Below are 9,843 nucleotides of genomic sequence, written 5' to 3'. Positions count from 1 at the left end.
AAACAGCCGGTTCACGATATTGGCGCGTTCAACGATATAGCCCATGAACAGGAACAACGGCACGGCGGTCAGAACTTCGTTCGACATCACCGTGTATGTCTGGTTGATGAACAAATCGAATATTCGGTTGTTAAACGCCCCTTCGAACCACGTTATCACCGAGGTCAGGGTTTCGCTGTCCTCGGCCAGCCGGTTAAAGGCCCGCCACATGCGGCCTGCATCGAAATAGGCGTAATATCCAAACCCGATGCCAAGCGCCATCAGGGTAAAGGCAACCGGGAAACCGAGGAATACCAGTATAATAAAGATGCCCAGCATCATCAGGGCGACATGTGCGTCAATCACGTTGGCTGCTCCGTTCGGGGGCGTGTATCGCGTATGGCTCAGCGGCCTGGTTGATCTTGATCGTCATGGGATCAGTCTTCCTTGGCCACTTTTTGCTTCATCAGCAATTCTTCGGTTTCCTGAACATCATCATCTGCATTGCGCCAGTACCCTTCACGGATACACAAAATGCAGCGCATCACCTGTGCGATGCCCTGGATGAACAGAAGAATGCCGGCTGCGACAATCACTGCCTTGAATTGAAAGATCGGAACACCCGCCGGGCTGTTCACGCTTACTTCCCCATAGCCCCATGAACGGGCGGCATATTTCCAGCCCGACAGGATCAGGGCGGTCACACCCGGGAAGAAGAAGAAGATATAAAGAACCAGATCAACCTTGGCCTGGGTTGTGGGTTTCCACAGACGATAAAGGAAATCGCCGCGGACATGCCCGCCACGAGACAGGGTATAGGCCCCACCCATCATGAACAGTGTGCCATACATGATAAATGACACATCAAGCGACCATGTGGTTGGCGCGTTAAATAGGTATCGCGATGCCACCTCATAGCTCATGCCAAGCGTCATGAGGATAATCAACCAGCCAAAGGCCTTGCCAAACCAGGCCGAAAGCTTGTCCGCGAATTCAATAAATCCAATCATGAAATCCTGTCCGTTCGCGTATTGACTGCTCCGCCAGCCAAAAGATCAGGCCAACGGAGCAGTCAGGATCATCAAAACACTGAAATCCGAAACAGGGATCAGAGTTTCAGTTTGCCCGGGAAGTAGTGTTCATAAGCGAGCTGATAATCAGGCGAGTTCATCAGTTCATAGAAGGTCACACGTTCGACCCAGGCACGCTGGCTGTCGAGAACCCGTTTCATGAACGGATCTTCTTCAAGTGTCGGGATCAGTTTGTCCCAGGCTTCAAGCTGTGCGGCCAGGATCTCTTTCGAGGTCCGGTGAACTTCTACGCCCTCATCCTGCAATTTCTGCAGATCCGAGGAATAGTTGTCCATCGCAAGCGCCGTGTTCGAAGTCGACGCCGCCTCGACAGAGTGACGCAGGATCGCCTGCAGATCCGGCTCAAGGTCTTCCATCAGGGATTTGTTGAACAGGAACTCGAAGCTTTCCGATGCCTGATGGTACGAAGACAGATAGTAGTTCTTCGCAACATCCTGTGCGCCAAAGCGCATGTCAGACGACGGGTTGTTGAATTCGAACGCGTCGATCACGCCACGTTCCATCGCCGGCACAATCTCGCCGCCCGGAAGCTGTGCGACCGACATGCCCATCGACTGCAGAAGGTCTGCTGCCAGACCCACCGTGCGGTATTTGAAGCCTTCGATATCAGCAACGGTGTTGACCTGCTCCTTGAACCAGCCGAACGGCTGTGCTGGCATCGGGAAGCCAAGAAGACCAACAACATCCAGACCCATCACATCCTGGGTCAGTTCGCGATAGAACTCTTCACCACCGCCAGCATAGAACCAGCTCAACATGGTGGTTGCAGAACCACCAAACACCGGACCGGTGCCAAACAGCGATGCTGCCTTGTTCTTGCCGTACCAGTAAACCGGCACGGAATGGGCGATATCAATCACGCCGTCATTGACGCCATCAAGAACCTGGAAGGCAGCAACAACAGCACCCGCCGGCAGAAGGTCGATTTTCAGACGACCACCCGACATGGCTTCAACACGGTCAACATACTGCTGGGCAAAGGTCATCCAGATATCGGATGACGGCCAGGAAGTCTGCATCTTCAGAACCATCGGTGCCGGCTGCGCGTGGACAGCCGGTGCCGCAAACATCCCGGTTGCCGCAGCACCACCCGCCACAACCCCGGTCGCCCCTTTGGTCAGGAACGAACGACGGGATACTTCCTTGGACTTCACGTCTTCAGATTTGGTTTTCATTTCCATTTTTCCTCCCAGATATACCGTTGTTTGCCGTCCACCATTGGCGGGAAACAATCGGTAACTGTCAGCCTTCAAAAGCCCCTGATCTTGATATCCAAGACCATTTTTGATGCGCTTGGTCCGTTCCGGGACCGCAAAAACGGCGCGCATTTTGTTATTGTTAAAGACTTCAACAAACTGGACGCAGGCAGTCTTCCCGCCTTCTACGCCACCCGGTCGCCGGGTTCTTTCCCCTGAAAATAGGCATCAAGGTTATCAAGTGCGCGAAACCCCATGGCATCACGCGTTTCTTCGGTAGCAGACCCTATATGTGGTAACAGAAAGACGTTATTCAACGCGCTAATCCGTTGATTTCCACCGGGTTCGTTGCAAAACACATCAAGGCCTGCTGCAAACAGCTTTCCGCTTTGAAGGGCGGCCACAAGCGCATCCTCATCCACCAGGTTGCCGCGCGCTGTATTCACAAGGATCGCGCGGTCGGGCAGCATCGCAATTGTCTTGCTGTTGATGATGCCTTTTGTTTCTGGCGTTGACGGGCAATGCAGTGACAGCACGTCGGAATGGGCAAACAGGTCTTCGACCGTCTCGTGGAAAATTGCGCCCTTGGCCAGAGGATCGGGCAGTGGCTTGCGGTTGTGGTAATGGACTTCCATGCCAAATCCGCGTGCCCGTTCGGCCGCGACCTGACCAACCCGGCCCATGCCCAGAACACCAAACCGCTTGCCGCTGACCTGACGCCCGACCATAAAGGCCGGCGACCAGAAATCCCACTTCCCGGCACGCACCATCGCATCGCCCTCGGCCCCGCGCCGCGCCGCACCCAGCATGCACAGCATGGCAATCTCGGCGGTGGCATCCGACAGCACATCGGGCGTGTTGGTCACGACAATCCCGGCATCCTTGGCCGCCGCCAGATCAACGTGATCCACCCCGACCGAATGATTGGCAATGATCTTGAGGCTTTTGGGCAGTTCGGCAATGACATCAGCCGAAAAATGCTCGGAATGGCACGGCAGGACAGCATCGACCTGCTGGCACTTTTCAATGAGCTCTTCACGCGTGAACACGCGATCTTCGGCATTGGTCAGAACCTGATAGTCCCGCGCGGCGCGTGCCTGAACGGCATCACGCAATCGTCGCGTTATCAGAAGCTTTGGCTTCTCGGGCATGCGGACGCTCCCGGTGATTTCCCTGAAAGTAATCTTATTTTTTATGATCCTAGGAAACACCTTTACGGAAAATCCAGCAATAGGGGATCAACCAAGAGGCAAGTCTTTTTCACTTCGTGGAAAACCATGGGGCGCATTACGCCGCAATCACGCGCGTAAAAGGCTCAACAAGCTTCTGATTCTATTCATTAAAAATTGAATTTATGGCCTGGATTTTGCCCCGCACACCAGTCAGGCCTTTCATCACCCAAAAGTATACATTCGCGTTCCCTCTTACGCAGCGTTGCGCAAAAGCCGTTCTGAACGGTCAGTATTTGGCGATGAACTGCCTTTTTAAGGCGCAACCAAAAAGCCAGCGTGCAGGCTAAATTCGCTTTTCAGAATTTAAATTTTCTGCCCAAATACCCTGATCAGGGTCTGCATCAGGGGGCTTTAATGCAGGGTCAAACCAAACTCACAAAATCATCGTTTACCGCTGGAAGTCTGTTACTTGCCGCAAGCTTTTTGCTCGCAGGATGCCAGACAACTGATTTTGATCAATTAACCAGTAATATCATGAACGCGATAACGCCTTCGCAATCAGAAGGAACCGATACCGCCAGTCAACCTGAGACGACAACTGCAAAAACGACAGCAGCTGTATCAACAGCGACACCTTCAAACGCCCCTCCAAAGGGCATGAAGAAAAGTACGCTGAATTGGGGTCTGGTTCAGTTTGTCATCGGTGCAGGCGGCACCTATGACGATTACTGGAGCGCTTCTGTATTCCCGACCAGCAGTTCCGAGAACTTTATCGGTGCGCATGCAGATAAAGTTGCCATGGGCCGGATCCACGCCGTCCAGCTGTGGCCCGGTGAGTATCGCGTGCGCCTGACGCACAATTCACAGATCAAGGCAGATAGCATCATCAAGGTCGAAGCCGGAAAACTTGTCCGGTTGACAGCAGAATATGGCGTATTTTCAAACAGCGTCATCACCACAACTGAGCCTGTCTATAATGACTTCGCACTTATGGCGGCAAGCACGGCGTCTTATGCCAAAGATACCTATCTTCCCGTCATCGTAGAACATCAGGGACAATGGCTTTTCGAATTCCGGGGACCACAGGTCAACGGACAGGTCGCAGGCAATGGCACGATCACGGTTCTTCGTGATGGCTCAGAAGTCGCTGTCATCAGCAACGCCAATATCACCCCGGATGAAATTACCGGCAAGGTAACACTGACGGGGGAAGGCGTTTACCAGGGACGCTTTAACCGCAAGAAGTTCGAACAGATTGCCGGCACCAAAATTAAATGGAAGAACGGTAAAACCTTTGAAGGCACATTCGAGGCCGTCGTCCCCAAAGAAGGTAAACTGACACAACTCAGCGGGTCGGTCTGGGAAGGAGAAGTCGATGGTGATAATCCCAGTGGCGAAGGCCGCTTCACCAATACCGATGGCAGTTGGGTGCAGTATTCTGACTATGCCGCGCGCGATAGCTATGTTGGCCTGCGTGACTGCGGGCCATCACCGGATGTGATATCCACTTGCGCATACTACAAGGGTGAGAAGCTGGCATCCGAAGCTGAATTGAATGCCAAGATCGCCGAAGACAAACACCTCGCCGAACTTGAACAACAACGACAGGCTGAACAACGCCGCATCGCACAGATCGCAGCAGCCAAAGCAGCAGAGGAAGCCGCGAAAGAAGCGGAAGTGCGCCGTATCGCCGCGGCGGAACAGGCCGCACGCGAAGCAGCGGCCCCCAGGAAACCTGATGATTGCACCACAGCGACCGGCACCTTTTCTGCGGATGGCAACCTGACCCAATACACGATGAACGGATCAGGCAGCGGCAGCGGACATTTCCGCCAGCGCACGTATGGTAGCGAGTATCAATTCGACATCGACTTCTATTTCAACACCTCTGCCAACAGCATCAGCTTTGATTACGGCGAAGGTATCTATTCCGACGCTGGATCAGGGGCCATCCTTCAACGCACATCCATCCCAAATGGCAGTGCAAATTGCACCTTCAATGGTCGCGTTCTGACCATTGACGGCAAGGAATTCGTCAAGCGCTGAAAAAAAGAGCCGCAACCAATAAGGCTGCGGCTCAATGCCGACAGAGCGCCGGACGGGAAGAACACGTTTCAATGGTGAATTCGCGCACACGGAAATCCCCAGATTTCCCGATTGCGCGAAATGATCACATTTTGACCCAAACGGCCCCGTCCCGGCCGGAGCGCACGACGGCTTCGACAAATTTCATGCCTTCAAGGCCTTCCTTGACACCGGGCACCAACATGGCGGCGGCATCGGCCTTGCCATTGGTCAGATGCGCAACCAACTGATCGGCAAAATCGGTATAAAGGTTTGCAAAGCCTTCAAGATACCCTTCCGGATGCCCCGGCGGCACGCGCACACCATGAAGACCTTCGGCCCCGATGCCAGCCCCACCGCGGGTCAGCAATTCCGGACGTCCGTCAAGCGGACGGAAATGCATATGGTTTGGATGTTCCTGCGCCCATTCAAGGCCGCCCTTGTCACCATAGATCCTAAGGCGAAGGCCATTTTCATGGCCAATCGCCACCTGGCTTGCCCACAGCATGCCGCGCGCGCCATTTTCATAGCGCATCAGGATCTGCACATTGTCATCAAGCTTGCGGCCCTCGACGATGGCATCAACATCGGCACAAAGTTCACATGGCGTCATGCCAGACACAAAGTTCGCAAGGTTGTGCGCATGGGTTCCGATATCGCCAAGTGCGCCGCCCATCCCGGCCTTGGCCGGGTCGGCACGCCAATTGGCCTGCTTGTTATCGGTATCCTCGACCTTGGTTGCCATCCAGCCTTGCGGATATTCGACCTGCACCAGCCGGATATTGCCAAGCTTGCCATCCGCCACCATCTGGCGCGCCTCGCGCACCATCGGATAGGCGGTGTAGTTGTGCGTTAAGGCAAACAGAAGCCCGGTTTCCTTGACCTTGGCCGCGATCTTTTCGGCCTCATCGACGGTCATGCAAAGCGGCTTGTCGCAAATCACATGAATACCGGCATTCAGCATCGCCATCGCGGCCGGGAAATGCAGGTGGTTGGGTGTGACAATCGCGCAGACATCAATGCCGTCTTCGCGCGCAGCTTCCTGTTTGGCCATGTCTTCAAAACTGGCATAGCTGCGATCACTATCGATAAACAGCTCTGCTGCCGAGGCGGCTGCGACATCGGGCTTGGATGAAAGCGCACCTGCCACCAGTTCATAGCGATCATCCAGTCGTGCCGCGATGCGATGAACGGCCCCGATGAAGGCCCCCTGCCCGCCGCCAACCATGCCCAGGCGCAAACGACGGCCAAGCGATGTTTGTTTGCTCATATCTGCCTCCAAAGTCGAAATGGACGAGTATTGCCCGTGATGTAGCTAGTCGATGCCAAGGATGCGGCGATTTGCCGCCTCGTCCGTGCCACCATCGGCAAAGTCATCAAAGGCTTTCTCTGTCACACGAATGATGTGATTTTTAATGAATTCGGCCCCTTCGCGGGCACCGTCTTCGGGATGTTTGAGTGCGCATTCCCATTCGAGCACAGCCCAGCCATCAAAATCAATCGCCGCAAGCTTCGAGAAGATGGCGCCAAAATCAACCTGCCCGTCGCCAAGCGACCTGAACCGGCCCGCACGATCGACCCAGCCCTGATATCCGGAATAGACACCCTGTCGGCCGGTTGGATTGAACTCGGCATCCTTGACGTGGAACATCCGGATGCGATCAGCGTAAATATCGATGAAATCAAGGTAATCAAGCTGCTGAAGCACGAAGTGGCTCGGATCATACAGGATGTTGGCGCGCGGATGATTTTTCACCCGTTCCAAAAACATCTCGAACGTCGCCCCGTCAAACAGGTCCTCGCCCGGATGGATTTCATAGCAAACATCAACACCGGCCTCGTCGGCGGCATTGAGGATCGGTGTCCAGCGCTTGGCAAGTTCGTCAAAGGCGGTTTCGATCAAACCGGCCGGGCGTTGCGGCCAGGGATAAACAAACGGCCAGGCCAGTGCGCCGGAAAATGTTGCATGGGCGTTGATTCCCATATGTTGCGATGCCTTGATCGCGGCCTTGACCTGTTTGACGGCCCATTCCTGACGCGCCTTTGGATTGCCGCGGACTTCGGGTACGGCAAAACCGTCAAACATCTCGTCATAGGCGGGATGGACCGCCACAAGCTGGCCCTGAAGATGGGTTGAAAGTTCGGTCACCTGCACGCCGTGCTCGGCAAGTTTACCGATCACTTCATCACAGTAATCCTTGCTTTCGGCGGCCTTTTCGACATCAAACAGGCGCTTGTCCCAGCTTGGAATCTGAACACCTTTATAGCCGAGTGACGCCGCCCAGCGACCAATCGCGTCAAGACTGTCGAACGGGGCTTCGTCGCCGGCAAATTGCGCCAGAAAGATCGCCGGTCCCTTAAGCGTTTTCATCTCAGACCTCTTTAACTGCGTTCTGGTGGAAATCAGTGGAAATCGGGCTGCGTCGGGCGGCGACCGCCCGACGCAAGAGTGCTTGTCCCAACCAAAGTTCGTTTAGAACGGGCTGTCCGGGAAATAGAAGTTCTCAGCATTTTCCTGGGTAACAACAGTCGCACCCAGGATATAGCGACCTTCAACCGGCGCATTCGACGTGAACTTCATAACGGTCACATCCATCGCAGTTGCGATCATTGCCGGCGGATACAGAACATCAATCGGGGTCAGTTCATCGCCATCCATCACCCGTTTGATGATGTCTTTCATGCCAGCACCGCCAACGATGAACATCTCGTCCGTACGATCAGCCTGTTTGACGGCTTCGATCACGCCAAGCGCGATGTCGTCATCCTGTGCCCAGACCGCGTTGATTTCCGGGAAGCGCGACAGGAAGTCCTGCATTACTTCATAGCCGTCATCACGGTTCCAGTTGGCATGTTTCATATCAAGGATTTCGATGTTCGAGCCGTCAAGCGCTTCGACAAACGCGTCCACACGCTCGGTATCGATCGTGGTCGGAATGCCACGCAGAACAACGATCTTGCCTTCGTCATTCAGACGTTCACGAATGTACTCGCCCGAAACACGGCCAAGTTCCGGGTTGTTGCCCGCAACATAGACGTCTTCGATGCCCGGAAGCGAAAGACCACGGTCAACCACGGTAACAAACTTGCCCGCCTGTTTGACCTGCTGGACCGGAACGGTCAGCGGATCAGACTCAAACGGCAAGACCACCAACGCGTCAATATTCTGAACCGACACCAGATCTTCAAGATCGTTGGCCTGTTCGGTTGCACCATTCGCGCTGACCACAATGACATCGATATTGGGATAGGTTGCCTCAATACGCTTTTCAGCCTGTTCTGCATGCCAGTTCAGGCCACCTGCCCAACCATGAGTCGCTGCCGGGATCGAAACCCCGATCTTGATCTTTTCCTGTGCGATTGCACCGGTTGATGCCAAACCAAGGCCCAGAACACAGGCGGCCCCCAGATATTTTGTAAACGTTTTCATCAACGTTTCCTCCTGATCAAAAAAATGATGCGTTTTCACATTCTTCCCGGACGTTGATCGCCGGTTATTTGCTCTTTTTGCGTCGCCAGTCCCCGCGCTGCAGGAATACCGCAACGATGATGATCAGACCCTGAACTGCTCCGTTCAGATAGTTACTGATCGCATCCGTCAAATTCAGAATATTGCCAATCGTGGTCAGCATGATCGCGCCGATCACCGTGCCCCAGATCCGGCCATAACCACCCTTAAGCATCGTGCCACCAATGATCACGGCAGCAATGGCTTCAAGTTCCCAAAGCACCCCGGTCGAGCTTGAGGCCGACCCAAGACGCGGCACATAAATGATGGTCGCAACCGATACGCACAGCCCCTGAATGACATAGGTCAGGGTCTTCACACGGTCGACATGGATTGCCGAATAACGCGCAACCTGCTCGTTTGAGCCAATCGCAAAGCATTTCCGCCCGAACGGCGTCATGTTAAGCAGCACATAGCCCGCAACCGCCACGGCAAAGAACACAAGCACCGGCACAGGAATGCCCAGAATGTCACCGTAATAGACCGGGCGATAAACACCGCGCACATCAAAATCAAGCGACAGGGTCCCGCCATCAGCCATATAGGTCACAAGCGACCGGTAAATCCCCATGGTGCCAAGTGTGACGATAAACGCTTCGATCTTGCCCTTGGTACTGACCAGGCCATTAACGGCCCCGGCCGCAATCCCCAGCAAGACTGACAACACCACACCAATCAAAACCGTCTCGATCCCGGCACCCAGCGTTGCGACAAGGGTGTTCATCACTACAATCATCGCACCCGAAATAAACGCCGCCATGGAGCCGACCGAAAGATCAATGCCGCCCGCGGTGATCACAAAGGTCGCACCCACCGCGATGATGCCGATAAAG

At 54.5% G+C, this 9,843-nt stretch carries 9 protein-coding genes; 1 reads left to right on the top strand and 8 read right to left on the bottom strand.

Features of this window, described 5'->3' with window-relative positions; translation table 11 throughout:
• The 4 genes from B3Z49_RS06185 to B3Z49_RS06170 all read right to left on the bottom strand — a co-directional run.
• Positions 1-345, bottom strand: a 345-nt coding sequence (locus B3Z49_RS06185; protein WP_296988999.1) for a TRAP transporter large permease subunit, incomplete at its 3' end; no start/stop codon positions are given.
• A gap of 71 nt (positions 346-416) precedes the next feature.
• Positions 417-989 carry a TRAP transporter small permease subunit gene (locus B3Z49_RS06180; protein WP_008890025.1) on the bottom strand — a complete coding sequence of 191 codons (573 nt, stop codon included), beginning with the start codon at positions 987-989 and terminating at the stop codon, positions 417-419.
• A gap of 98 nt (positions 990-1,087) precedes the next feature.
• A complete protein-coding gene (locus B3Z49_RS06175) occupies positions 1,088-2,245 on the bottom strand; it encodes a TRAP transporter substrate-binding protein (RefSeq protein WP_040823277.1) in 1,158 nt (385 codons plus the stop codon).
• A 206-nt stretch (positions 2,246-2,451) separates the two neighbouring features.
• The gene (locus tag B3Z49_RS06170) at positions 2,452-3,417 is read right to left on the bottom strand and encodes a 2-hydroxyacid dehydrogenase (RefSeq protein ID WP_296988996.1); all 966 of its coding nucleotides are present in this window, start codon (positions 3,415-3,417) and stop codon (positions 2,452-2,454) included.
• Positions 3,418-4,095: 678 nt separating this feature from the next.
• Here B3Z49_RS06170 and B3Z49_RS06165 point away from each other — a divergent pair.
• Positions 4,096-5,484 (top strand): hypothetical protein, encoded by a 1,389-nt coding sequence (locus B3Z49_RS06165; protein WP_296988993.1) that lies wholly within the window; start codon positions 4,096-4,098, stop codon positions 5,482-5,484.
• Positions 5,485-5,608: 124 nt separating this feature from the next.
• Here B3Z49_RS06165 and B3Z49_RS06160 read toward each other — a convergent pair whose 3' ends face one another.
• The 4 genes from B3Z49_RS06160 to B3Z49_RS06145 form a co-directional block, all read right to left on the bottom strand.
• Positions 5,609-6,772, bottom strand: coding sequence for a Gfo/Idh/MocA family protein (locus B3Z49_RS06160; RefSeq protein WP_296988990.1), 1,164 nt, complete (start codon positions 6,770-6,772; stop codon positions 5,609-5,611).
• A 45-nt stretch (positions 6,773-6,817) separates the two neighbouring features.
• Positions 6,818-7,873, bottom strand: a complete 1,056-nt coding sequence (locus B3Z49_RS06155) for a sugar phosphate isomerase/epimerase family protein (protein ID WP_296988989.1) — start codon at positions 7,871-7,873, stop codon at positions 6,818-6,820.
• Between the two features lie 102 nt (positions 7,874-7,975).
• Positions 7,976-8,932, bottom strand: coding sequence for an ABC transporter substrate-binding protein (locus B3Z49_RS06150; protein ID WP_040823275.1), 957 nt, complete (start codon positions 8,930-8,932; stop codon positions 7,976-7,978).
• A gap of 64 nt (positions 8,933-8,996) precedes the next feature.
• A partial coding sequence (locus B3Z49_RS06145) for an ABC transporter permease (RefSeq protein WP_296988984.1) occupies positions 8,997-9,843 on the bottom strand: 847 nt, incomplete at its 5' end.

This window comes from Thalassospira sp. UBA1131 (assembly GCF_002311515.1).
In the GTDB taxonomy this organism is placed as follows: Bacteria; Pseudomonadota; Alphaproteobacteria; order Rhodospirillales; family Thalassospiraceae; genus Thalassospira.
This window is presented reverse-complemented; position numbering and strand designations above follow the sequence as displayed.

What these genes read in the sequence shown, in the direction of transcription:
- B3Z49_RS06180 (WP_008890025.1), bottom strand. Translation starts at nt 989, where the DNA reads ATGATTGGATTTATTGAATTCGCGGACAAGCTTTCGGCCTGGTTTGGC.
- B3Z49_RS06150 (WP_040823275.1), bottom strand. Translation starts at nt 8,932, where the DNA reads ATGAAAACGTTTACAAAATATCTGGGGGCCGCCTGTGTTCTGGGCCTT.
- B3Z49_RS06155 (WP_296988989.1), bottom strand. Translation starts at nt 7,873, where the DNA reads ATGAAAACGCTTAAGGGACCGGCGATCTTTCTGGCGCAATTTGCCGGC.
- B3Z49_RS06165 (WP_296988993.1), top strand. Translation starts at nt 4,096, where the DNA reads ATGAAGAAAAGTACGCTGAATTGGGGTCTGGTTCAGTTTGTCATCGGT.
- B3Z49_RS06160 (WP_296988990.1), bottom strand. Translation starts at nt 6,772, where the DNA reads ATGAGCAAACAAACATCGCTTGGCCGTCGTTTGCGCCTGGGCATGGTT.
- B3Z49_RS06170 (WP_296988996.1), bottom strand. Translation starts at nt 3,417, where the DNA reads ATGCCCGAGAAGCCAAAGCTTCTGATAACGCGACGATTGCGTGATGCC.
- B3Z49_RS06175 (WP_040823277.1), bottom strand. Translation starts at nt 2,245, where the DNA reads ATGAAAACCAAATCTGAAGACGTGAAGTCCAAGGAAGTATCCCGTCGT.